This is a genomic window from Anaerolineae bacterium, assembly GCA_016931895.1.
GTDB lineage: Bacteria > Chloroflexota > Anaerolineae > 4572-78 > J111 > JAFGNV01.
Genome location: JAFGDY010000246.1, coordinates 1 through 26,214 on the forward strand (window position 1 = coordinate 1; position 26,214 = coordinate 26,214).

The following is a 26,214-nucleotide window of genomic DNA, read 5'->3' on the forward strand; positions in this document are numbered from 1 at the left end:
AATGCAATGGTTCGCACCCGACAAGCCTGGTCGCCGGCTTGATGTGCGTCGTTTTTGATAAAATTAAATCACAGTTGCTCCGAGGAGTGAAACGACGAGGAATCTCCGCTCTCGAAGGAATACTTACCTCTAACGCGGAGATTCTTCGCTCCCGTTGGTCGCTCAGAATGACATGCCGTCACTTATGGGTATCACCAAATAATGTCTGGTGGCGGAGTGCGGAATTTACGCCGCACTCCTTAAACAAACCTATAAAACCGATAGAGGGCTTAATTTTGGGAACTAAGGTAGGGGATATTATTAAAATGAATAAAGTGAAAAAAGTGTTTTTACCAATATTGCCGGTGCTGTTTTTGCTGTTGGCCGCGCATCTTGTTTTGGCCCAGGTGTTGGGCAACAACCACCTGAACATCTCCAAGGCCACTATAGATGCCGGCTATCCGGCCATTGCCGTTAGCCAGAATCAAGATAATATTGGCATGGTCTGGGCCGACCGCTACCCTGGCGGTAATGCGGCGCAAGGCCCTATTTACATTAAAATGGCCAACGATGGTTACACGCTTGATCGCCGCTTTACGGTTGACAATTCCAATTCAGTCTCCGACCAGTCGTGGGCCCCGGCTGTGGCCAGCGATCCCATTAACCAGGCCAATATGCATGTGGTGTGGACCAATTTACGCGAAGAGGGGGGGAAAAAGTATTACACCATCTATTACGCCCTTTGCCAAACAACTGCTGCCTCCTCCTGTAGCCAGGAAACAAAAATACAGGAAGTTAATAATACCGATGACTTTAGGGTTGTGAGCGCCCCCAAAATAGCTGTTTCCCAACATCCTGCCGGCACCGCGCTGCATGTGGTATGGCAATTCATTGATTCAAGAAGCTCGCCCACTCAAACCTTGATTTATTACAGCGGCAAGCCGGTTGGGGCAAGCTCATGGACACAGCCGTTTACGGTTTCCAATGACCCCTCTCTTGAACTGGCCTCGCATCCGGCCATTGCTGTTTCCAGGGATGCGACGCATTCTTACCTTCACGTGGCCTGGGCCAGCGACACGGATCGGGATAATAAATTCAATGAACAAATCAAGTACAAGCGGGCCACGTTGAATGCCACCAGCGGCGGCGTGACCGGTTGGAGTGGTGTCCAACAATTTGTTAAGTATGCCAATCAGCATCCAGATTATCCCTATATAGTCGCGATTTCCAACACGGTCATGCTGGTCTGGGACGAGTTGAGTGTGATTCCCACCCCGAGTAGTTGGCCCGCCGATGAGCAATACTACGCTATCTATAATCTCTCCGAGGATAGCGGCGTTAACTTTGATGGAGCCAAAGACTTTTATACCCCCGCCGTCAAACATCGGTCCGACCCTAATCCCAGTTCTTCCGATGAAAATTTTCATAAATCACCCCATGCGGGACGGCTGCAAATACAAGTGGCCGCCGAATTGGTCACCACCCCTGTAGTAACAACTATTGTGCATGCCGTTTGGCATGAAACCAATAACGCCGGCGCCTCGTATTGGCACGATGTGCGTTACAGCCTTTTTGAGGATGGTGAATGGTCTTACCCAAGCGATAATGAAACAGAAAACAAAAAATTTGGCAGCAACCCCGGCGCACAGTATTACTCAATGTCGCCCCGCTTTACGGTGGTGGATGGGGACATCTATGCGCTTTACATGGAAGGCAAGGAGGAAGGTGAGTATCAGCTTGACGAACCCAAGGTATTTGACGTGATTTACAACGGCACCGTTGCCCTAACCGATACCACTACCAATAATCCAACCGACCAGGCGGGGGGGCCTTACCTGCCCATCATCGTCAAAAGAAGGTCATAATTAACGCCGGGGTTACGGATTCTATATGCCAGAAAACAACCGGCCGGCCCGGCCGCAAGGTGGTTCTGAGAAGATCAAAAAGAAAAAAAGGAAGACCGGACCTTTTGTGTTTCAATCGCTCAAACGGCGAGATATTTTGATTTTGGTAACGTTTTGGCTGACCAGTATTTGTGTGGTGGCGTTGGTGTTGGGCTTTTTTATGCTCAGGATGTCGGACCTGAGCCGGCCGGTTTACAAAATAACGCCCGGCGAGGTGACGGCCCGCAGCCTTTACCCCCTGGCCGAAGCCGCGGCCCGGGCCTGGGAAAGCGATGTGCAGTTTGTCAACGCCTCGGCCACCTGGAATCACGCTTCGATGGCGGCGCTGGAGCAGCCGGTAGAATGGGTTTACCGTTTTTACTCGCCGGGGTTACAACGCATTTTGTTTGTCATTGTCACCCCGGAACAGGAGGTGATGGTGCGGCCGCATCTGGAAAAGAACCGGCGCGAAACCCGCCTGGTAAACCTGGATAGTTGGCGCATGGACAGCCCGGCGGCCATTACCGAGTGGTTGAACCATGGCGGCGGCCGGTGGTTGCAAGAATCGCTCAATCCGGTGGTTTCGGCTCAACTGTCTTACAGCACCGCCGAAAACGCCCTGGTCTGGACCATTTCGGGCCTGAATGTGGAAACCGGCCAAAGTATAGATTATGTGGTCAAGGCTGAATAATCATGATTACCCTGGTTATGCCAAGATTTTTTGTTACTACTCAGTCCCATGTCATTTCGAGGTCGGAGGCCGAGAAATCTCCTTCTCAAGGTACGGCTTTAAGGAGATTTCTCCCTTTGGTCGAAATGACATGCCTGAACAGTTATGATTTTTCGAGACCAAATAAGTGGTAGAAAGGTGTACAAAATGAAACAGTTCATTATTTCCTGGCGGCAAAAATTAAATGGCAGCAAACGTGGCCAGAGCCTGGTAGAGATGGCCATTATTACGCCGTTGTTGCTTTTTTTGTTTCTGGGTGTGTTTGAAGTGGGTTGGGCCTTGCGGGGGTACCTGGTGCTGGCCAATGTGAACCGGGAAACTGTGCGCTATGGCGTAAAAAACGGCATTTTGGATTATTCCATCAAAGATCCCGCCACGGTTGGTTATGATGTGGTTTTATCCCATACCCTCAATAGCCTGTCCGACCAACTGCCGCTTAAATTTGACGCCGGTGATTCCAATGCCACCATCATTATGTCGCATTTTTATGTGGACACCGGTTACCCTTGCATCATATACCAGGGCGTCAATCCCAAGGTGCCTTACGAATTCGACCCCACCTGTGACTGCAACGAAGATAACCCGGCCGACCCGCAGTGGTTTACGCGCGACGATTTGATCTTGCATCCCGACACGCCGGGTTACGCGTATTACGCCCAAATTTATGGCATTAATAAAACCACCCGGTTGGGGGGGGGCAGTTACCAGGCCATGGCCGATCAATTGGCCCTGGAAAATAACCAGTTGAATTGTAATGTCCTCAAAACCGGGACCACGGGCGAATTGTCCAGCAATAACGTATTTATTGCCGAAACTTTTTACGACCAACCCCAATTGTTGGGCGTGCCCTTTCTGGCCAATCGGCTCACCAATCCTATCCCTTTTTACACCCACACGGCCATGCGCATTGTTGTTTCCCGGGATGCCAATACCACCAACTCGGTTGGCCCTACTTGCACCGTTTATCCTATCACCTTTCCTCAATTGGTCAATCCTATCACCGGCACCACCGTTATAGATGCGTATGAGGGTGCTCCTCCTGGCGGTTTTGGTTGGTTGAATTGGGATCCCGGCGATAACAGCAATACTTATGTGGCCGAAGAATTACACAACCCCGTTTTGACAATGCATGATTTTATGGGCCTCAAGCCCTCGCCAGATTTGAGTCCCGACCCAACAAATACGGGATTCAATGTTGGTGATTGGGTGTCGGGTAAAACCGGGGTGAGCAACTCTGATGCGGTTATGGATGAGTTGGAGAAGCTGGTAAATAAAACCATTTTGGTGCCTGTTTACGATACTCATGGGGGAAGTGGTTCAAATAAAGGTTACCATGTGGCTCACATCGCCAGAATTACCATCAACAAGATTTGCCTGCCGCGAAGCAGCGCCAGTTGTTATACGCCCGGTTCAAAATCAATCCATGCCACCTTTGAAGGCTACGCCGACGAGTCTTGCCAGTAAATCCAAACCCTAAAGGTTTCGGGCAAACCGGCAGTTGGCAAACCTTTAAGGGTTTCTTGACTGTTACAAACTGTTAGTATTCAGGTAACTGTTTACCCATGTCATTTCGACCGAAGGGAGAAATCTCCAAGAGTGCCACGCCATAGGGATTTCTCGGCCTATGGCCTCGAAATGACATGAAGGTGAGCAGTTACGTATTCAGTAGGATGTAAGCGAGGTTTGCTATGTTATTTATGCCAACAGTTTCCTCTAAAATAAAACGTTTCGTCTCACGCCGCATTCCTCAACAAAAAGGGCAGAGCATTATCATTTTGGCTTTTGCCTTTATGGGCTTGATTGCCATGCTGGGCCTGGCCCTGGACTTGGGCCTGGTTTACATTGAGCGCACGCGCATTAAACGCGCCGTTGACGCGGCTACCCTGGCGGCCGTGGTGGAATTGCCCAACGAAGAAAAAGCCTATCTGAGGGCCATTGGCTACCTGGACCAGAACGGCTACCGGCTGCGGAATCCGGCCGGCCAGCCCCAGGTAAATGTTTACGTCAGGGGCTGCGCCCACGACGGCTATTTGCGCGAAGCCAACTTCAAAAACTATCACGATACCACCACCGCCCCTATTCGGGCCACCAAGTTGGTGAGTGATACCAGCGGCACGCAAAATATCCTCTACCATCTTTATTTCCCCTCTACCGGCAACCCCGTAGCCGATCCCGTGGGCGAATTTTATATAGATACCCGCTCCTATCAATCCAAGGTCAGCGGTGTATATTCGCCCGATATCGAACAGTGTAATCCGGGCGCCGATATTTTGGGCACGGCCAATAAAATTTTTATCAACGGCGACATCCCGGTGGGCATGAACTTTATGCAATTCTTTGGCTTTGGCGAGGTGCCGGTGTCGGATGAGGCTATTGCCCAAAATGTGACCAACCTGGACGTGGCCGTTGTTTTTGACATGTCCGGCTCCATGCAGTTTGACACCAACTGCTTTGGCTGCTACGAACCCTATGGCGAGGGCACAATTGACTGGGATGATTTGCCTACGCACGATCCCAATTTTAGCATCCAGTATCCAAATCCGGCTTATCTCCACCCCATTCCCACCGACCACCTGCCCAAAGGCACCATGACCGCCGGCAGCGGCGGGATAGGCAACAATACCGGCCAATTGTGTTGGCAGCGCGACAGCAATACGGTTGAATACTACACCATTGGCGGCAGCGGCGACGCGCGCCGCTACGTGGTGATTGAGGCCGAACTTTACTCCTTGAATACCTCCCTGCTGGCCGGTTTTTACCGCCAGCCGGGGCGCGGCTACTGGGCCGTTCAGCACACCAACTGGCGCACCGTTGATAGAATGATGGGGTCTGGCAGTACAGCGGTGGGGGCTATGCCTATCTTGTCGTCTTACAGCCGTGGCTCCTGGGTTTCGCATCACCCCTACGTGAGTTGGTCCCTTTCTCCTGATCCGCCCACCTTTCTGGGCGTCCCTTTTGGCCACGATTATACCCTGGATGAGGCGCGGAATAAACCTAACGACGTCCCCAGCCTGGAATATGATTTTGTCACCGCCAGCGACTGGGAAACGAGCACCACCAACGATGATACCCGCATCTGGGCCCGCGTTCAGGCCGGCTACACGTATTGGGCCGAGGGGGATAGGATCATTTACTGGGCCGTGTATGAATACGAAGACCTGTACACTGCCGCCGGGGGAGACCCCACCCTGGCCACGCCGCTGGGGAGCGGCCAGATTGAAAAATCCAGAACGGATCAAAAGGCGTACAGTGGGGCTGCGTATGGCGGCGCCGATGCCGATGATTGGCGGTGGACAGAATTGACCAGTACTTCAACCAAATTAAATCTTGAAAACGGCAAACGTTACACCCTAAAAATTTGGGCGGGCCAAACCGGCTACGACATTGACCAGATTGTGATTGGCAACCGCAACGACACCAGTTTTACCGGCAATTATAATAGCGGCTCAACCAACCTCCAGGCCACCCGCGGCTCGGCTTTCCGGCAGGCCTGCAACCGCTGTAACCCCATTTATGGCCTCACCGTTGACCAGGCGGATTGCGTGCACCCCATAGACAATGGGGCCAGCACGGTGAAGCACGATGATTACGACCAGAGCGACCCTAACAATAACCCCCTCTTTAGCGGCTACCAGCCTATTCGCGGGGCCAAAGAGTCGCTCAAGCGGTTCATCTCCAAGTTGGACCCCCAATTCGACCAGGTAGGCATTGTCAGCTATAGCACCAGTACCCCGAGCGCGGGCCGAACGGAACTGCGCTGCCGGCGTTATCTTCCGGCCAGCCAATGTTTTATGGGCACCAATCCCATCAGTTTTACCGAGGTGCTGGAGACGGTTGAGATGTTACCCCCCAACGGCAGCACCAATATGGCCGAGGGGATGATGAGAGGGTTAGAAATGCTGGGCATTGACCCCCCCGACGGCCTGGGCGGCGCTTTAGACAATACTTGCCAGGACCCCACCGACCATTGCAGCCGGGGCGGGGCGGCCCGGCGCATCTTGATTGTGATGACCGACGGTATAGCCAATCTGGACCCCGGCGGCGTATGCGACGACAATAATTCTGCTTACTATACCCTGTGGCCGCCAGACACTTATTCCTCGGATTCGGAAGCCCAGGCCACAGATTGCGCCATGTTTTATGCCAAGGTGGCCGCCGAGAACAATGTGACCATTTATACCATTGGCCTGGGCAACGGCGTTGATGTGGAGTTTTTGGAAGCGATCGCCACATTGCCGGGTTCCAACGGCCAATATTTTGGCGCGTTATCGCCGGCCCAGTTGGACGGTATTTTTGACACGATTTTGAAGAGCGTTTCCGTTCGCCTGATCCAATAAGATTGTAAATTAAGAAACACGCTCTCAGCTCAAACTCTGTCTCATTCTTTGGGGCAGAGTTTTTGTTTGTTCAACAACCTGGCCGGTTTCAAGAACTGATCCAAGCCGGCCGGGTAGGACAAAGGTTCAGGCGCAACGTTATAGGGCTTATGGTATAATAAAAGACGGGTGAAGTTGAATAATAACTTTTAGAAAATGTTGCAGGGAGACTTTTGAACCAAATAGCCCCCGTACTCGACATTATATCCTCTCTTTCCGCCCCGGCGGCTCTGGATGAATTGCTGGCCGAATTTATAGCCAAAACCGTTCAACTGGCGGGCGCCGACGGCGGCACGGTTTTTAAGGGCCAGGCTAAAAGCGACACTATCATTGTTTTGGCCAATTATGTATCTCCCGCCGTGTCAACGCCTTTTGGCGACGTCAGTCATCAGGGGGCGGCTTACCCCCTGGCCCATTATCCGGCTATGGCTCAGGCGTTGCGCGCGCAAACCCCTCTCCTGGTTCGGGTGGACGACCCTGCCGTAGCTGAGGCGGACAAAGAGTTGCTCAGTGCCTTTCACTGGACCGGCGCGCTCTTGATCCCCATGGCGCGCCAGCAACAGGCCGTTGGCTTATTGAGTTTATACGTGGTCAACTGGCGCGACGGCCAATTTACCGCTGAGGTAGTGCAACTTTGCCAAACTTTGGCCAACCAGGCCGCGCTTATCCTTGAAAATGATCGGCTTTATCACGAAGTAGAAGATGGGCAATTGATTGCCGAAGCTATGCAGGTGATTGGCCGGGCGCTGGCCTCGGAATTGGATTACGAGCGTATTGTGCGCAACGTGGCCGACTTTGCCTACCGCTTGGTAAACGCGCAGTTTGTTTATGTGGCTGTACCGGAAAATGAAGGCTTTCGCCTGGTGGCCCGGGCCGGATGGGATAGGCCGGATACAGGGGCCGGTTGCAAATCCAACGCCACGTTAAATTTTTTAGATCATCATCCTTTGGCCCAGGCTGTCCGGGAAAAGCGCCCCATTATCATTGCCGATACCCTGGACAGGGCTATTTTGGCCCCGGGGCCGGAGAAAGACGGGTCAGATTGGCGGGCTATGGTGGCGGCGCCGCTGCTTTCTCATAATCGGGTGGTTGGCGTATTAGCCGCTTATGCTGTTCAGCCCAATTGTTTCAAGGCCAATGATGTGGCTACTTTGATGTCGTTGGCCAGTCAGGCCGCGGTGGCTATTCAAAACGCTCAATTTTTTGCTCAACTTGGGGCGCAGCGCCAGGAACTGCGCCAGGTTTCTCTGCGCCTGGTCAATGCCCAGGAAGAAGAACGCCGCCGCATCTCCCGAGAACTGCACGACGAATTGGGCCAGGCGCTCACCGCCCTCAAGATCAATTTAGATGTAGCCCGCCGTTCGTTGCCGCCGGAGGCCGCTCCTAAACTCAAGCAGAGTGTCCACGAGGCCGGTTCGTTGGCCGTGCAAACCCTGGAAATAGCCCGGAATCTGTCGCTGGAATTGCACCCGGCCATCCTGGACGACCTGGGCCTGGTTTCAGCTTTGCGTTGGGAGGTTGATCGTTACGAGCAGCGCACCGGCCAGGCCGTCCACTTAAAAACTGATCTGGCTGATGCGGCGCTCCAGCCAGAATTAGAAATCACCATTTATCGCCTGATCATCGAAGCCCTGACCAACGTGGCCCGGCACGCCCAGGCCGATTCCGTTTTGGTGCAGGTGGGGGTAAAAAATGGTCAAGTCATTATCCGGGTTGAGGATGATGGGGTAGGTTTTGATATGGCCGGCTGGTTGAGTTCACCTGCCGCCCGGCAGAGCCTGGGGTTGGTGAGCATGCGCGAGCGAGCCGGATTGTTGGGCGGACAATTAGACGTTATCTCTCAACCTGGCCTGGGCACAAGGATTTTGGCCAAACTGCCCCTCAGCCGATGAGTCATAAAGGAGAAAAATGAATGTTCCAAGCAAGAGTGCTGTTGGTAGAAGACCATATTGTGGTGCGCCAGGGAATCAAGGCGCTCCTGTCCGACGAACCGGATATTGAAATTGTGGGCGAAGCCGACAATGGTCGGGAGGCTTTGCCCCTGGTAGAAACGCTGCAACCCAACCTTGTGTTAATGGACATCTCGATGCCTGGCCTGAACGGCATTGAAGCCACGCGCCAGATTCTACAGCGTTACCCCCAGGTTAAAGTGATTATTCTTTCTATGCATGCCAGCGAAGAGTATGTTTTTCAGGTATTGCGCGCCGGGGCTTTGGGTTATGTGTTAAAACAGTCCGATTCTTCGGAGGTGCTGATGGCTATCCGGGCGGTACTTGCCGGTGGGTCATTTTTAAGCCCCCCTATCTCGCGGGCGGTCATTGACAACTACGTGTCTCGGGCCGAAACGCGAGGGCGGGACAGCAGCCAGGATTTGCTCACTTCACGGGAGCGGGAAGTGTTGCAACTGCTGGCCGAGGGATTGGCCAATCGGGAGATTGCCCAACAACTGAATATCAGCGTTAAAACCGTAGAAACCCATCGCAGTAATATGATGAGCAAATTAAACTTAACCGGTAAAACCGAGTTGGTAAAATATGCGTTGCGTAAAGGTTGGGCCGCTTTAGAAGAATAGCTATTGTTTGGCCTCCAAATTTTTTTTGGCCCTTAACCCCTATCTTGGTAAAAGATAGGGGTTTTTCTTTGGCCAGATCAGGGTTTTCCCGATACTCAGGCCTGGATTTTTGTAATAAACTAAAAAGTAGGAGCAGGCTATGTCCCGGCATCAACGTGTTTTAGTGGCAGATAGCAGTAAATATTTTAACAATTCAATCTGGCGCATGCTCATTCCCGAAACCGAATTTGAGATAGTGGGCCTGTCTGGCAACAGCAACGAAACCGTAGAAATGGCTTACACCCTCTCCCCCGACATCATTTTGGTTGACCTATCTCATTCTGAAATCTGTGGGTTACAAACGGTTTTGGCTTTGCACGCCATCTATCCCCAGGTGCCCATTATCACCTTCAAGCCCATCTCTTCTCCCGAATACACCCAGGCCGCCTTTGCCGCCGGGGCAGCCGCCTGTTTGACCAAATCCGAGATGGCTGATGGACTATTGCAGACTTTGCGCGCACTAAGGCCTGCCCAGATTCCGGCTCCTGAAAGTATATTGGCTCAGGGTCAGGTTTAGCCGGAGTAGAATTAAGGAGAATAACTTATGTTCACCAAACTCAAACACAAGCTGGAACACCGGAAACAGTTGGCGTTTAGCCGGGAAAAAGGTCAAAGCCTGGTAGAAATGGCCATTATTACGCCCTTATTGCTTTTATTATTTATTGGCGTTTTTGAGGTCGGTTGGGCGCTGCGCGGTTACCTGGTGCTAACAAGTATGAACCGGGAAAGCACCCGCTTTGCCATAAAAAATGGGGTATTAAATTATTCCGTCAAAGACCCTACGACGGTAGGCTACGACATTGTCTTATCACATACCCTGAATAGTATGGCGGAACAATTGCCGCTGGACTTTGATGCCGGCACCTCCAATGCTACGGTCATTATGTCGCATTTTGTAATTGATACCGGATATCCTTGTGTCAAGTACCAGGGCGGCGACCCGGTAGTGCCCTACGAATTCAACCCCACCTGCAATTGTAATGAAAGTAACCCCGATCACCCCCAATGGTTTACCAAAGATGATCTGATTCTGCATCCAGACACGCCGGGTTACGCATATTACGCTCAAACCTACGGCGTCCATCAAGACACCCGGCTGGGCGGGGGCGATTACGCAACCGTGGCCAAACAATTGGCGCTTGAAAATAATCAGATGAACTGCAATGTTTTAAAAACCGGCACGGCAGGTGAATTATCAAGCAACAACATGATTATCACCGAGGCGTTTTATGAGCAGCCGCAATTGTTAAGCGTGCCTTTTATCTCCAACGCCCTCACCGATCCCATTCCGTTTTACACCCATACTGCCATGCGCATTGTCGCCTCCCGGGATGCCGACACTACCAACACGGTTGGCCCTACCTGTGAACTGTTGCCCATTACTTTTCCGGAAGACGCGCTGGCCGGCGATCCAGACGACCCGCCTGAACAGAAAATTGATGCGTATGAAGGCAGCGCGTCGGGCAACTTTGGCTGGATATATTGGAACTCGAATATCAACGAAACCAAGGGCATCAATTACATTGAAGAGTCGTTGGCCAATCCCCGCCTGTCAATGACCGATTTTACGGCGGATGAAGACGACCCCGATCATCCTAATGACCACACTATCAACATCGGCGATTGGGTGGCCGGCCGAACAGGGGTTGGCAATAATAATGACATCGAAGATCTGTTAGAGTCATACCGGGGCAAGACTGTACTGATACCTGTTTATAAGCAAGTTGGCCCTAAAGGTGGGGCCAAAGCCTCCTACGAGATTTCTCACTTTGCCCGGGTGGTTATTGACGAGATTTGTTTGCCGCGCAACAACTGTATTGACCCCAATACCGGCAAAAAGATTTCAGGCTCCAATAAGTTGATCAGGGCTACCTTTTTGTACTATGATGACGAAGCCTGTTCTGATGGCAGTGAGGTTGGCGGCGGCGGTGGCGGCAACAATCCTCCCGTAGCGGTAGATGATGCCATAGCTACCCCCAAAAATACGCCGGTAATCATCAATGTGCTAAATAATGACAGCGATCCCGATGGGAATCCCCTGACGATAGACTCGCTAACCCAACCGGCTAAAGGCACGGCGGTAAATAATGGCGATGGCACCATCACTTACACTCCCAAAAATAACAATGTCGGTTCATACCAGTTTACCTACACCATCAGCGATGGTCATGGGGGCACAGCCGCAGCTACCGTAACGGTTACCGTGGGCGGGACAAATGCGCCGCCGGTAGCCGTAGATGATAGCGCCAGCACCGAGGAGGATACGTCGGTGACCATTGATGTATTGGGCAACGATAGCGACCCTGACGGAGACACCCTGATAGTGGACTCTGTTGGCGCGCCAGGCCACGGCAGTGTGGTCAATAATGGCAATGGGACCATTACCTACACCCCAAATGCAGGTTTCACCGGCACTGATAGCTTTACTTATAGTATCAACGATGACAACGATGGCGTTGCCACGGCTACGGTCACAGTTACCGTTAATCCGGCCAATAGGCCGCCGGTAGCGGTGAATGATAACGCCACCACCGACCAGACTGTTGCCGTGGTGATCAATGTGCTGAACAACGATAGTGACCCCGACGGCGATGCCCTGGCGGTAGATTCTGTTACTTTGCCGGGTAATGGCAGTGTGGTGGATCATGGCAATGGAACCGTTACCTATACCCCCAACGGCAACTTTAACGGCACGGACACCTTTAACTATACTATCAGCGATGGGCGCGGCGGCACAGCCACCGCCCAGGTATCGGTGACGGTTATTCCCAACAATCCCCCGGTGGCGGGAGACGATAGCGCAACCACAAACAAGCGCTTGGCTGTAACCATTGATATAGGCAGCAATGATAGCGATATAGATGGGGATGCGCCGCTTATTTTTAGCGATTTTAGCACTCCTACCGCAAACGGTGGAACGGTGATGTATAATGGAAATGGTTCGGTAACCTACACCCCCGCTTTTAACTTTACCGGCGCTGATACCTTCACCTACCTGGTCAGCGATGGCAAAGGCGGTTCTGATGTGGGCACGGTAACGGTGGATGTCCAACAGCCTGCCATTGTTTATGTCCAATCTATTGATGTTCGGGTTGTCAGCTACTCTCGCAACAGATATCGAGGCATTGCCGATATAACCGTGGTAGATGGAAATGGCGCGCCAATTCGGAACGCTACCGTTGAAGGGACTTGGTCTGGCCCGCAGCCCGGCAGTGGTTTGGATACAACCAACTACAGCGGGGTGGCTACAGTTCAGACGGCCAGAACCAGAAATGCCACGGGCACTTACACCTTCTGTGTAGATAATATCAACATGAGCGGCTATACCTATGAAGCCGGCGAAAATATTGAAACTTGCGATAGCGGTAGTTCTTAATTCTCCCCTCAATCAATAATCTACAATGATGGGGTCATAACCGGCCAAAGGATTATGGCCCCATTTGGAATTAATGACACTTACCTTATATTATTAAACTTTATGTAAAACTAATTTCGCAAATGCTTGACTTTTTCCCATAAAATGGTATCATACTTATGCTAGCGTCCTTTTCGTCTATTTTGTCGAAAAGGAGATTTTTAATATGCAACGTGGCCGACTCTTAATTATACTTGGCATTGTTTTGGGCCTGCTGACGCTGGGCGCGGTCTTCTTCTTGATTGTTGGCGGAGGTATCCTGAGCAGTGTGCTTGGCGGAGTGGCAGCGGAAACACCGACCCCGGTGGTGGAGACAGGGCCGGAAGAGGTGCCCACCACAGACGTTATTGTTGCTTTGCAGCCTATTCCTCGCGGGGCGCAGTTTGTGGAAGGCTCCATTGGCCGCCGCCCCTGGCCCTCAACCAGTGTTCCCCCCGGCGTTATCCAAGACGAGATTGAAACTATTGGCATGGTGGCCAAAGTAGAAATTTTCCAGGGCCAGATTATCTTGCGAGATATGTTGGCCCCTGTGGCCGGAGCCGGGGAAGCCTCCTTTAAAATTCCGGCGGGAAAAGTGGCGGTGGCTCATCCCATTGATCGCCTATCCAGTGTGGCCTATGCCATTCAGGCTGACGATTATGTTGATATTCTGATAACGGCTTTTTTTGTTGACGTTGATGAAGAATATCAAACTATGTTGCCCAACAAACTCAGTTTTATTTTCCCGGAGATAGACCTGGAAACCGGCGAACCTACCGGCTTTTTTGCCTTGAGCGAACCGATTGATGAGGGTCGTTTTGAAATAGCGTCGGGTGATCTGCCGGCTCTGGTTTACCCCCGGCATCAGCAATTGCCCCGGCGCGCAGCCCAATTGACCGTGCAAGCAGCCAAAGTGATTAAAGTAGGCCCCTGGATTGAACCGCCTCCTCCCCCGCCACCTGAAACGGCTGAAGGCGAAGAAGTGCCCACCCCTACTCCTGCCGTACCGGATATTGTTACCCTGGCCGTAACCCCTCAGGATGCGCTGGTGCTGTTGTGGATTCGCCAAAGCGGCATTCATACCGAAATGGCTCTCCGGTCTGCCGACGACCAAAACGCCGAACATTTAACCGAAGCGGTGACGTTGCAGTATATGCTCACCCGATTCAATATTGCCGTACCACCCAAGATCGAGTTCATTATGGCCTCAATAGAGGACCTGGATGCTAACCAACAATTGATAGTTCTTGAACAGCAGCTGCAAGAGCAACAAACGCCCCAACAGTAAGGTTTAAAATTGAAATCAAGGTCTGGGTTTTGATTCTTTAAAAAATTCTTGATGAGGCATAGCGGATCAGGAGTGGAATTAACGAGCCTACTTAATTATTTGTTTCATCATAATTGGGATGATCCAAAATGATCGGCGTGGTGGTAAGATACACCATGATGTTGATATTCGGTTATTTAGAGTTTGTGGTAGGAAGCAGATATTGGCAACCAGAGCGATACATCGCTCTGGTGACTCTTTTAAAGAGGGTTTGTGCGGATTCTGGGGGAACCGCTTGCTCTACGTATCACTTCTCGGTATAATTTTACTATAGTTGTTTGGATAATGCTTTTAGGTAGAAACCAGGTACAAAATTGCATAAATACGTTCCGTTAAAAACCTCTGTGGTGTGGAAACCTCAACCTCTCCAACAAGCTGCCAGGATCAATAATAACAAACAATCACTATACATTTAGGAAGATATTTCATGTCAGGATCAGTGACCCCCATACCGGAAAGTCAAGAAGAAGAAAAAATTCATCTTTTGATTGTTGATGATATTCCCGAAACCCGGGAAAATTTACGCAAGCTTCTCTTTTTTGAGTCTGATATAGACGTGGTGGGTGCAGCCACCAATGGTGAAGAGGGCATTGAAATGGCCATTGAGTTACAGCCTGACATTGTGCTTATGGACATTAACATGCCCGGCGTAGATGGGATCACGGCCAGTGAGCGGATAACCCAAAAGGTGCCATTTTGTCAGATTATCATGATGTCGGTGCAGGGCGAAGCAGATTACCTGCGGCGCTCCATGTTGGCCGGGGCCAGAGAGTTTTTGATTAAACCTTTTTCCAGTGACGAGTTGGTGAGTAGTATTCGCCGTGTTTACCAGTTGGGCGCCAGCCGTCGGCAGGCAATGCCGGTTACTCAAATTCCAACAGAGGCAACGGCCACGCAAGCCACTACCGGCGGGGAAGATGGTAAGATTATAACCGTTTTTAGCGCTAAAGGAGGGGTTGGTTGTAGTACGTTGGCGGTGAATCTGGCTATAGCCTTACAGCAAAATGCGGCCGGTAAAGTGATTATTGTTGATACCAGTTTGCAATTTGGCGACGTGGGAGTTTTGTTAAATCTATATGCCAGCCGGACGATTGCTGATCTGGCCGCGCATGCGGATGAGTTGGATGATGAATTGATCAGCGACGTGTTTATTCCTCATAGTTCCGGGGTTAAAGCTTTGCTGGCTCCCCCCAGCCCGGAAGTAGCCGATACCATTCTCCCGACCCTGATTACGGATGTTTTGGCGCGATTGCGAAAAATGTTTGATATTATCATTGTGGATACCAGCAGTATCCTTGACGACGTGGTCTTGAATGTTTTGGATGTATCTGATAAAATAATAGTAGTAACTACACCGGAAATACCGGCTATTAAAGATGCCAAACTCTTTTTTGAAGTGACAGAGGCGCTGGAGTACAGCCGCGATCGGATTATTTTTGTGCTCAACAAGGCGGATAAACGCATCAATATTCGGGCTGAGGATATTTCGGCAAATATCAAATATAAGGTTGAGGGTCAATTGCCGCTTGATGAGCGTTCGGTAACCACCGCCGTTAATCAGGGGGTGCCTTATGTTTTGGGTGATAAAAACAGTTTGTTAACTCAGGCCACTATTGCTTTCAGTAAGCATGTGCTCGAGTCGCTTCGCCCGGTGGTAGAGGAGATGGAATCGCCGGTTCGTTCAAGTATTTTTGGCAGATAGCCGATAAAATTCTTTTTTGATTTAAAGGGGTCGTAATATGTCGTTATTAAAACGTATCGAAAAAAGCCAACAGCCCGCGCAAGGGGCCAAACAGCAAGCCAATACTCCTGCCGGTCCAATCAGACCCAAAACCCCGGAACCACAACTGCGTAGAGTGCCGGCCGGCCAGAGCCGGGACCCTTTTAAGGATTTAAAAGAACGCATTCAAGATAAATTGGTGGCTGAATTGGATCCAACCATGGACGTTTCTCGCACCGACGAAGTGCGGCGAACGATTCAAGATATGTTTGAGCATATATTGTCTCAGGAAAATATTATTCTCAGCCGTTCGGAACGTGAGCGTTTATTTGAAGGGATTGTGGCCGAAATTCTGGGCTTTGGCCCCCTGGAAGTGTTGCTGGCCGATGAGAGCGTCAGTGAAATTATGGTTAATGGCCCCGACAAAGTTTTTGTTGAACGTAAGGGAAAATTGACCAAAACAAATATCACCTTTGAGGATAATGAGCACGTGATGAGGGTGATTGACCGGATTGTTTCTCCGTTGGGCCGCCGTATTGACGAAAGTTCGCCTTACGTTGACGCCCGTCTTCCCGATGGCTCTCGGGTCAATGCCATTATCCCCCCCCTGGCCTTAAATGGCCCTACTTTGACCATCCGCAAATTTGAAAAGGACCCCTTGACCATTGACGATTTGGTTAGCTTTGGCTCACTTTCACCCGAAACCGCCGAATTTCTGAAAGCCTGTGTCAGGGCCAGGTTGAATGTTGTGGTGTCTGGCGGCACCGGCTCCGGGAAAACCACGCTGTTGAATGTCTTATCTTCCTTTATCCCCGAAGACGAGCGGATTATTACGGTTGAAAATGCCGCCGAATTACAGTTGCGTCAGGAGCACGTAGTTACCCTGGAATCTCGCCCCCCAAACATTGAAGGTAAAGGCCAGGTAACTATTCAAGACCTGGTAATTAACACCCTGCGCATGCGCCCCGACCGGATTGTGGTGGGAGAGTGCCGGGGTGGTGAGGCGTTGGACATGCTTCAGGCCATGAATACCGGCCACGATGGCAGTTTGACCACGGCTCACGCCAACAGCCCGCGTGATACGCTTTCTCGGCTGGAAACTATGTGTTTGATGGCCGGTATGGATTTGCCCGTTAGGGCTATTCGGGAGCAGGTGGCTTCAGCCGTTGACTTGATTGTGCAACAGTCTCGGATGAAGGACGGTAGTCGTAAGATCATCAATATCACCGAAGTGCAGGGGATGGAAGGCGATGTGATTGTGATGTCTGATATTTTTGCCTTTGAGCAGCAGGGTATTGAGAATGGGAAAATTATTGGGCGGTTAAAGGCTACCGGTATTCGTCCCAAATTTTATGAACAAATTGAAGCCGCCGGGATTACCCTGCCGGCCAGTATTTTTGGCGCAAGCGGCAGGTTTTAGTAAGTTGGTTGGCGGAGGTTGGCCATGTTGTATGTTTATGTTATCTTGGGTTTGGGGTTTTTGCTAACTATTGGCGTTATCGTCGCCGGCGTAGTGATGTCCAGGCGAGACAGTGGTGTGGCCCTGGAGCGTTTGGAGCAGATTACGGCGGAAGAGGTAATCCGGGATACAGAAGGAGAGGGAGACAGTGTAGCGGGTCGTACCTCTGAGTCTGTTTTAACCCAAAAATTAGACCAGGTTCTTGAAGAACGCGGGCTTGGCCGGAAAGTGGCTATTGATTTGGCCAGGGCCGATTTGAAGTTGACCGTGGCCGAATTCTGGGCCATGACCGTAATTTCGGTGATTTTAACGGGAGGCGTATCTTGGATTTTGTTTCATCGCAATTGGATTTTTCTGTTAGGCGGCGCCATTTTTGGTTACTTTATCCCCAAAATAGTTATTAAAACACGTCAGAAAAGCCGGTTGAAAAAATTCAATAATCAATTGGGGGATGGTATCACCCTGATGGCCAACGGCCTGCGCGCCGGATATTCGTTGTTGCAATCTATCAATGCGGTGGCCGAAGAGATGCCCCCCCCCATTTCAATGGAATTCCGGCGGGTGGTGCAGGAAATTGGTTTGGGCATTCATTCTGAGCGCGCTTTCAATAATCTGCTCCGCCGCGTGCCCAGTGACGACCTTGACCTGATGATTACGGCGATTGGGGTTCAATCTGAAGTGGGCGGTAATCTGGCCGAGATATTGGAAATCATCGGTTTTGTTATCCGAGAACGGGTCCGGATCAAAGGCGAAATCCAGGTTTTGACGGCGCAAGGGCAAATGTCGGGATATGTTATCACCTTCCTGCCAATTGTTTTGGGCCTGATTTTGTATGCCATGAATCAGGAATATATTGGCCGGATGATTTTTACGTGCGAGAGTAGAGGCGTTTCAGATGATTTATGCTCGCAGCCTTGTGGGTGGATTATGATTGGCGCGGGTCTCTTGACGATTTCCGCCGGCTTTTTTGCCATTCAAAAGATAATTGATATAGACGTATAGTTATTTTTTGCGGGAGTATTAAGATGACGCTGATATGGATTGTAGTCGGTTTTGTGGTGGTGATAGGCATTATTGGCACCATTGCCCTGGTGCGTTATGGCATGAGAACCTCTTCCGGTTCGGGAGATGTGCACTTGCGGTTGGAGGAGTATGCCGGTAGAAGCGCTACCCCCTTAACCCTGGAAGAGATTGAACTTTCCCAACCTTTCACCCAGCGAGTTCTTCGGCCCATGTTGGTGAAACTGGCCGAGGTTTTTAGTAGACTTTCCCCGGCAAAATCAAAAGAGGGTGTTGAACTAAAATTAGACATGGCCGGCAGGCCCAACAACTGGGGCGCAACCGAATTCTTTGGCATCCGAATTTTTGTGGCAATTGTGTTGGGCGCCTTGGCCTTTTTGATTGGCCTTTTGGGCTCCAGTTTTATGATGGGCATGGTTGCCGGGGGCGTAGGGGTGCTACTTGGCTTTTCCTTGCCCATTCTATGGCTGCGTTCAAAAACCAGAAGCCGCCAGGATGAGATTATCAAGAGCCTGCCCGACGCCCTGGATTTGCTGACCATTACGGTTGAAGCCGGCATGGGTTTTGATGGCGCGTTGCAAAAAGTGGCCGAGAAGTGGAATAACGAGTTGAGCAAGGGTTTTTCCAAAGTTGTCCAGGAAATGCGCCTGGGCATAGCGCGTCGTGAGGCTTTGAGAAACATGGATAGAACCATGGGCGTGCCCGATGTGACTACCTTTGTGGCCGCTATTATTCAGGCGGAAACGTTGGGCGTTAGCATTGCCAAAATTCTCAGGGTTCAATCAGAGCAAATGCGGGTCAAACGCAGACAGCGCGCCGAAGAAATGGCTAACAAAGCCCCCATTAAAATGCTTTTCCCAATGGTTTTTTTGATTTTCCCGGCCCTGTTTATCATTCTATTAGGCCCGGCGGTTCTGGTGATGATGGAAACCCCCGGCCTCTTTTAGGGCTAAGGATTTAATAACTTCCGCATTTGGCGGTGAAATTACGCTTCATTTTGGTTCTTGAGGAAGTTAATCTATTTCCAATCCTTAGCTGAAGCGGTTGATAAGGGCTTTCCGCATCTCCTGAAATCCAAATTTAACTCACTTGTTACCAAACGGTTTTCTTTTGTTTATGTCTTAAATGCATGTTTTTAATCAAACTCGTCATCATTCTCTTATCACAAAAGGGCGTTGGGCAAGCACATTTTGGTTAAGGCTGCGGGGGCTTTTGGGCGCCAACCCTTTGCCAAAGGGGGAGGGGTTGATTCTGGTTGGCGAAAAGAGCATTCATACCTTCTTTATGAAATTCCCTATAGATGTGGTTTATGTTGATAAAAATTACCGGGTTATCCGCGCCGATGCCAATATGGCCCCTTATCGGTTAGGCCCGTTTGTGGCCAAATCGGCTTATGTTCTGGAAATGCCGGTGGGCACAATTGCCGAGACCGCAACCATTGTCGGTGACCAGCTCAAGTTTGAAGAATAAATTGGGCCTACCCAATTAATTTGTATTGCTACCTCATCATAGCCAACTATCACGCAGGTGTGATAATTAGTGGCGACAAACACCTTATTTCAAAAATCTGGCCAATTTTTGCTGGACCTACTGCTTCCCCCCAGTTGTGTCAATTGTAAAAGTACAAAAGGGTGGTTGTGCCAGGATTGTTTTAATCAGATCGCCTTTATTACTGCCCCTGTATGCCAACGTTGTGGTATGCCTGTGTCTCCGCATGGTTTGTCTCGTTGCCGACAGTGTAAAAATAATCCATTACAATTCATTGACGGGATCAGATCGGCTTCACTTTTTGAAGAGAATCCCCTCCGGCCGGCGATCCATTTTTTAAAGTATCGCCAGCATCGGGCGGTAGCTGCTATCTTGGGTAAAATATTGGTTGATACTTACCGCCGCTATGCGCTTGGGGCAGAGGTAATTGTGCCCGTGCCTTTACATCCGACCCGGTTCAATGAGCGGGGATATAATCAAAGTGAATTATTGGCCAGGGAAGTAGCAGCAGCCGTTAATCTCCCTGTGGATACCCATACGCTGCAACGGGTTAGAAAAACTAAATCCCAAATGGAGTTAGGCGTAAGTGAACGCCGCCAAAATGTATCAAAGGCATTTGCTTGTGGCAGTAAAAAGTTGGCCGGGCAAAAAGTAGTTTTAATTGATGACGTATGTACCACCGGCTCTACCCTGGATGCCTGTGCCGGCGCATTGCGAGAAGGAGAGGTGGCCTCGGTGTGGGGCCTCACCCTGGCCAGAGCACGTTAAAATCTACAGGCCCGCTCTTGCCGGAACCGGAATTTAAAATTGCCGCGCTAACAGCGATAACATAAATTTAAAAGCCATGGGCTAGAAAGGAAAGAAAAATGCAGTTACTTCTTCAAGGTAAAAATTTTGTTATTTCAGATCGAATTCGAGAGTATGTTGAGAAAAAAATAGGTAAGCTGGACCGTTTCCTGCCGGATATTGAAGAAGCTCGCGTTGAAATTACCCAAGAAAAAACAAAAAGCGCCAAGGATAGAAATATTGTCCAGGTAACCCTGCGCGCCAACGGCACAATTTTACGCGCCGAAGAGCGTTCGGACAGCATCTATCCTTGCATTGACGCCGTTGCCAACAAAATCCATCGCCAGATTGCGCGTTACAAAGGAAAACGGGTTGATCGCTGGCACGGGCAACTCAATAAGCGGGCGGCGGTTGACGAAATACCCAACATTGACCAGGAGGTATTGGCTAGCCTGGCTGAAGAGAGTGAACGCCAGATAGTGCGGGTCAAACGTTTTCGGGTGGACCCCATGAGTGAAGAAGAAGCCATAGAGCAGATGGAGCTTTTGGGACACAACTTTTTTGTGTTTTTTAATGCCGATTCGGGCCGGTTCAACGTCATCTATCGCCGGGCCGACAATAATTACGGCCTGCTAGACCCGGAAGTAACCTGACTTTTAAATACTGAAATAGATGGGGGCGGACAACCAGCTTGTTCGCCCCCTTTTGTATTTATTAGAAGTTTTTGTTTTTCCCCTTTGCGCCTTAGCGTTCTGACCGCTTTGCGTTGATTCCTAAACATTCAAAATGTTGTTATCCCTTACAGGTTGTGTTAAAAATTTTCCGTTTGGTATAATTTTTGCAGGCGCAAATAGGTGACAAACGTATACCAACTCATCAACGCGCAGACCTGCAAACCAACCCAACCATCTTTGTAACCCTGTAACAGAAAATACCGGCGATGAAACTCGCGCAAGGGCATGGTCAAATAAGTCCACGGTTTGGTCCGGACGCCTTTTTCTTTGAGTATCTTGGCTTCAAAGGTAATATACCGATTCTGTTTGCGTTTGAACTGAGCCAACGATTCATAATTATAATGAAGCAAATGTTCCTTCAAATAGCCTGCCTGACCATCTAAAATAACAATTTCGTGTACCTGGCGTTCTGCATCGTACCGGGCGGCATCAACCCGCATCAAACGCAGTTGATGGTCTGGATACCAGCCACCGCCGCGCATTGTATGGCCCCACATAATATTGAAACGCGGAATCCACCAACCGGCTACTTTCTCACTTTTTACACTCTCCAGAATTTCTTGAGCCAATTCCGGGGTAACGCGCTCGTCCGCATCCACAAACAAGATCCAATCGGCTCCCAGCATTTTAGCGTTGGTAATGGCTGTATTTCGAGCTACGGCAAAATTGATGAATTCACCCTTAAAAACTCGCGCGTTCAAACTGCGAGCAATAGCCGTGGTCTCATCCTCACTAAAAGAGTCCTCTAAAATTACCTCATCAGCCCATTGTACGCTTTTAATGCAGTCGCCAATGTGGCCTGCTTCGTTTTTGGTAAGAATAGCCGCAATAATTTTGCTCATGCCTCCCTCCCTTGCCAGATATTGGTTACTTTTTGGTAACAGCGCAGGCATTTGTTTAATTCGGCCTGAGTCAATTCACCTTGCCGGGCTGCTTCGGTATCTTGGGCTGCCCGGCGACGCATGCCCGCTTTTACAATCTGGGCAGCCAACCATACCTTGAGGGGGTGATAGTGTTTGCGATAAAACTGGTGGCGGCTGGTCCAGAGGTTGATAAAACTGTTTGTTTGGATTTGGCCTGTGCTCTGGCCCGCCAGATGCGTAATTTTGGCCTGGGGCACGCAATACACTTCCCACCCCGCCGAAACGATCCGCTTGCTCCAATCAATTTCTTCAACATACATATGGTAGCGCTCATCCAGCAAGCCTGCCTGCTGAATGGCTTCCCGTCGCACACACATGGCCGCGCCTAGCGGATGTCCCACCCGAAAAGGACGGCCTTGTTTATAAAGTGAACGCGGATAACGCCCGTTCAGGCGAGATTCAACCAGCCGCCCCGGCAATGGCAGCAATTCAATGGCCAGTTGCCCCAAACCGGGAAAACCAAAAGCGCTGTGTTGGAATGAGCCATCGCCGTAAACCAGCCGCGCCCCGGCAATCCCGGCTTTGGGATTGTTTCTGAGAAAATTGAGCAAAATTCTCAATGCCCCGGCATGCACTTCAGTATCGGGGTTGAGCAACAGAACGGCTTCCGGTAGTTTTTCTTTGGCGTTGTTGCCCCCCAAAGGAGGCCCCTGTTGGCAGTCAACAAAACCTATGGCGGCCAGCGCTGCATTATTGCCCCCGGCAAAGCCCAAATTTTTTTGACTGGCAATCAACTGCACGGTAGGGAAATTACGGCGCAGCATCACCACGGAGCCGTCGGTTGAGGCATTATCCACCACCCACACTTGAGCCAATAGATCACTGGCGGTAATATCGGCCAACAGAGAAGTAAGGCAGTTTTTAAGTAATGCTTTAACATTCCAGTTGACAATGATAACGGCCAGTTCCATTGGAGTTACTTTCCAAAATGCGTTTGCAAAAAGGCCAAATCCAGTTCAGGATATACCGGGAATCGTTTCAAAAGCGCGTCAACACTGGCCCGGGCTTTGTTTTGGGCCGCCTGATCAACAATATATTTGGCCTGGCTGGACTGGCCGGCGTTTTGGCCAGAAGCAATAATATCCGCCCGGGTATGGGCTAACACCAGTTTGATGATGGCCGCAATCTCGTTCATTTCTGTTTCGCCCATCCCCAAGGTGGTCACTGCCGGCGTGCCCAGGCGCAGGCCGCTGGTGTACCACGGGCCATTGGCATCAAAGGGGAGCACGTTGCGATTAAGGGTTACGCCACAGTCACGCAGGGCGCTTTCGGCCTGGCGTCCGGTAAGTCCAAAGGCCCACACGTCAATTAGCAGCATGTGGTTGTCGGTGCCGCCGGTAACCACTTTCAGGCCCTCGTTCAGGCAAGCTTTGGCCAAAGCGCGGGCGTTATTGACAATGTTTTGGGCATAGATTTTGAATTCGGGTTGGCTGGCCTCAACCAGGGCCACGGCTTTGGCCGCGATCATGTGGGGCAGGGGGCCGCCAATCACCATCGGGCAGCCTTTGTCAACATGCTCGGCAAATTCTTTGGCGCATAGCACCATTCCCCCCCGTGGCCCGCGCAGGGTTTTGTGGGTGGTAGTGGTGACAACGTGCGCGTAGGGAATGGGGTTATCATCGTTGGTAAAAGCGCCGCCTGCCACCAAGCCCGCAAAGTGAGCCATGTCAACCATAAACACCGCCCCCACTTTATCCGCAATCTGGCGCATGCGGCGGAAATTGATGGCCCGCGGATAAGAGCTGTAACCGGCCAGGAGGATAAGGGGTTTAACGGCCAGGGCCATGGCCTCCAATTCGTCGTAATCAAGCAAGTTGGTTTCCCGGTTGACCGTGTAGCTGTACACGTCAAACATCTGGGCGGATAGATTAAAACGATAGCCGTGGGTCAAATGGCCGCCGGAATAATAATCCAGGGCCATCAGTTTTTGGTTGCCCAATTTGACCCGGATCTTATTCCACTCCTGGCGGGATAAATGGGTGGGATTGTTTTGCTTGAGTTCGGCCAGGGCGGGGGTTTGCACGCGGGCATTGAGGATGGCCCAAAACGCTACCAGGTTGGCATCCGCCCCGCTGTGCGGCTGCACGTAGGCATGGTCGCAGCCAAAAAGACGGCAGGCCAGATCACCGGCCAGCAGTTCAAGATGGTCAATATTATCGCAACCGGCGTAAAAACGATGGCGCGGATACCCTTCGGCGTATTTGTCGGTGAGCAAGTTGCCCATAGCCAACTGCGTAGCCAGGGAAGCGTAATTTTCACTGGCAATCAGTTTCAGGTTGCGGCGTTGGTCGGCCAGTTCTTGCACCGTTGACCGGGCCACTTCCGGCGACACTTTGGCCACCTCGGTTAAGTTGGCCAGGTAAGCCAGGAAAGCGGTGTTGATTTGTGGCGTGGGAGTTTGAGCCAGGTAGGCGGTAATAGGAGAAGGGGTCATATTATGTTCCTCTGTTTGGTAATAGCCGATAGTGGGCTGATTTAAAAACCAATCACAATAGGTTGCGGGTCAACATGGTCGTTGAAAACGTCAATACTCACGTGTTCGTGAATGAGGCCGGCCCAGAAATTAATCCGGTCTTTGTTGGTGGGGTTGTCCATAATCTGGATAGAGCCGGTGACGACGGCTCGCTGGCCGGGCATAAGGTAATACTCTGGGTTGTTGTTGATGACCCGTTTTTCCAATTCGTTCAGGTTGCCAATGGCCCAACGGTAGGGATAGGCGTAACTGGGATTGCCCTCGTAGTCAATGCCTATTCGCCAGGCCCCGGACGATTCATGCACGCCTTTGGTATTAAAATTTTCATCACTGCGGTAATGCTCGCCGGAGTTGGGGCCGGTGGTGCGGATGGGCACGTTGCCAAAGTTTTCCACGGTTAAGGTAAAGGCCAGGGTGGCCCCCAGGGGCACTACTTGGTCTCCGGTTTCAGGGTTGTAAAAATCCACGCTGGCCGAAACGATGTCGGCGCGGGGCACGCCGCCTTCGGCAATGGTCAGGGTGCTGGTAACAAGAGTCCGGTTGCCCACCCGGTCTACAGCTTCGGCTTCGACGGTGTATAGCCCGTCGGGAGGAGGATCCGCGCCCAGGTCAACGCCGCCTTCGTAATCGTAAGTGTGAAAGCCCGGCTCGCCAGGTTTAATATCTCGTTCCACTTCCGCCAGGGGATAACGGGTTTTGCCATCCGCCGCTACCAGATAAACGCTGACATCGGCTGTTTTGGTGAGGTAGTAGTTGATGTCTACTCGGTCGTCAATGCCGTCCTGATTGGGTGTGAAAGTTTGCGGATAAACGCTAAAGCCTTGCAGTTCAGGTTGTTTGGTATCGGCGTTTTGAATGGTGAGCGTGCCCTGCCGGGTGGCTGTTTCTCCATCGTCGCTTACGGCCTCAACTACCCAGGTGTAAACGCCGTTAGGCAGCATGTCGCCGTTGACCACGCCGCCAAAATCTACCTGATATTCACCGGCGGAGCGGCGCCGATTGTTTCTGAAGAAAAATTGCTGGCCCTGGTTGTTGGTGAGATAGATGGATAAATTGGCCGAGCGGGTCAAATGATAATTAATGCGGGTCACGTCCGTCAGGCCGTCGGCATTGGGCGTGATAGTTTCCGGGCTGATGCTGACATTGTAAAGCAAAGATCGCCCGGCGCAGCCTGTGAGAAACGCCAAGACAAAGGGTAATAAAGTAAAACAGCAGAGGCTAAATAAAGTCCGTTTGAACTGTGTAAGCATAATCCCATTTTATGAGTATCAAAAAGATTTTCTCAGCAAGAAACAATTTGTTTTCTGGATG

General features: G+C 50.9%; 20 protein-coding genes. 16 read left to right on the forward strand and 4 right to left on the reverse strand.

From position 1 onward, the window contains the following. The first annotated feature begins 305 nt into the window (after positions 1-305). From JW953_18720 to raiA, 16 genes are all read left to right on the forward strand, one after another. A complete protein-coding gene (locus JW953_18720) occupies positions 306-1,844 on the forward strand; it encodes a hypothetical protein (protein ID MBN1994737.1) in 1,539 nt (512 codons plus the stop codon). A gap of 25 nt (positions 1,845-1,869) precedes the next feature. After that, a complete protein-coding gene (locus JW953_18725; GenBank protein MBN1994738.1) occupies positions 1,870-2,553 on the forward strand; it encodes a hypothetical protein in 684 nt (227 codons plus the stop codon). Positions 2,554-2,739: 186 nt separating this feature from the next. Beyond that, on the forward strand, positions 2,740-4,056 hold the full coding sequence (locus JW953_18730; GenBank protein ID MBN1994739.1) for a pilus assembly protein: 1,317 nt from the start codon (positions 2,740-2,742) through the stop codon (positions 4,054-4,056). A 233-nt stretch (positions 4,057-4,289) separates the two neighbouring features. Further along, positions 4,290-6,929 (forward strand): VWA domain-containing protein, encoded by a 2,640-nt coding sequence (locus JW953_18735; GenBank protein MBN1994740.1) that lies wholly within the window; start codon positions 4,290-4,292, stop codon positions 6,927-6,929. A gap of 212 nt (positions 6,930-7,141) precedes the next feature. After that, the gene (locus tag JW953_18740) at positions 7,142-8,860 is read left to right on the forward strand and encodes a GAF domain-containing sensor histidine kinase (GenBank protein ID MBN1994741.1); all 1,719 of its coding nucleotides are present in this window, start codon (positions 7,142-7,144) and stop codon (positions 8,858-8,860) included. Between the two features lie 20 nt (positions 8,861-8,880). Next, positions 8,881-9,540, forward strand: a complete 660-nt coding sequence (locus JW953_18745) for a response regulator transcription factor (protein ID MBN1994742.1) — start codon at positions 8,881-8,883, stop codon at positions 9,538-9,540. Between the two features lie 139 nt (positions 9,541-9,679). Beyond that, positions 9,680-10,096: a response regulator gene (locus JW953_18750; protein MBN1994743.1), complete on the forward strand. Its 417-nt coding sequence runs from the start codon at positions 9,680-9,682 to the stop codon at positions 10,094-10,096. Positions 10,097-10,123: 27 nt separating this feature from the next. Beyond that, positions 10,124-12,955 carry a tandem-95 repeat protein gene (locus JW953_18755; protein ID MBN1994744.1) on the forward strand — a complete coding sequence of 944 codons (2,832 nt, stop codon included), beginning with the start codon at positions 10,124-10,126 and terminating at the stop codon, positions 12,953-12,955. Positions 12,956-13,160: 205 nt separating this feature from the next. Beyond that, positions 13,161-14,261, forward strand: coding sequence for a hypothetical protein (locus JW953_18760; GenBank protein MBN1994745.1), 1,101 nt, complete (start codon positions 13,161-13,163; stop codon positions 14,259-14,261). Positions 14,262-14,727: 466 nt separating this feature from the next. After that, entirely contained in the window at positions 14,728-16,002 is a 1,275-nt protein-coding gene (locus JW953_18765; protein MBN1994746.1) for a response regulator, read from the forward strand. 37 nt (positions 16,003-16,039) lie between these two features. Continuing rightward, entirely contained in the window at positions 16,040-17,440 is a 1,401-nt protein-coding gene (locus JW953_18770) for a CpaF family protein (GenBank protein MBN1994747.1), read from the forward strand. A 24-nt stretch (positions 17,441-17,464) separates the two neighbouring features. Further along, entirely contained in the window at positions 17,465-18,481 is a 1,017-nt protein-coding gene (locus tag JW953_18775; protein ID MBN1994748.1) for a type II secretion system F family protein, read from the forward strand. A gap of 23 nt (positions 18,482-18,504) precedes the next feature. Beyond that, positions 18,505-19,446, forward strand: coding sequence for a type II secretion system F family protein (locus tag JW953_18780; GenBank protein ID MBN1994749.1), 942 nt, complete (start codon positions 18,505-18,507; stop codon positions 19,444-19,446). A gap of 265 nt (positions 19,447-19,711) precedes the next feature. After that, positions 19,712-19,969 (forward strand): DUF192 domain-containing protein, encoded by a 258-nt coding sequence (locus JW953_18785; protein ID MBN1994750.1) that lies wholly within the window; start codon positions 19,712-19,714, stop codon positions 19,967-19,969. A 390-nt stretch (positions 19,970-20,359) separates the two neighbouring features. After that, positions 20,360-20,755, forward strand: a complete 396-nt coding sequence (locus JW953_18790; protein ID MBN1994751.1) for a ComF family protein — start codon at positions 20,360-20,362, stop codon at positions 20,753-20,755. Positions 20,756-20,853: 98 nt separating this feature from the next. Further along, positions 20,854-21,426 carry a ribosome-associated translation inhibitor RaiA gene (gene raiA, locus JW953_18795; protein MBN1994752.1) on the forward strand — a complete coding sequence of 191 codons (573 nt, stop codon included), beginning with the start codon at positions 20,854-20,856 and terminating at the stop codon, positions 21,424-21,426. A 158-nt stretch (positions 21,427-21,584) separates the two neighbouring features. Here raiA and JW953_18800 read toward each other — a convergent pair whose 3' ends face one another. The 4 genes from JW953_18800 to JW953_18815 are packed head-to-tail and all read right to left on the reverse strand — an operon-like array spanning position 21,585 to position 26,057. Then, positions 21,585-22,349, reverse strand: a complete 765-nt coding sequence (locus JW953_18800) for a glycosyltransferase family 2 protein (protein ID MBN1994753.1) — start codon at positions 22,347-22,349, stop codon at positions 21,585-21,587. Further along, a complete protein-coding gene (locus tag JW953_18805) occupies positions 22,346-23,341 on the reverse strand; it encodes a glycosyltransferase family 2 protein (GenBank protein ID MBN1994754.1) in 996 nt (331 codons plus the stop codon). Before JW953_18805 ends, JW953_18800 begins: the two co-directional genes overlap by 4 nt. A gap of 5 nt (positions 23,342-23,346) precedes the next feature. After that, positions 23,347-24,864 (reverse strand): glycine hydroxymethyltransferase, encoded by a 1,518-nt coding sequence (locus tag JW953_18810; protein ID MBN1994755.1) that lies wholly within the window; start codon positions 24,862-24,864, stop codon positions 23,347-23,349. Positions 24,865-24,905: 41 nt separating this feature from the next. Further along, positions 24,906-26,057, reverse strand: a complete 1,152-nt coding sequence (locus JW953_18815) for a gliding motility-associated C-terminal domain-containing protein (protein ID MBN1994756.1) — start codon at positions 26,055-26,057, stop codon at positions 24,906-24,908. Positions 26,058-26,214 lie beyond the last annotated feature (157 nt).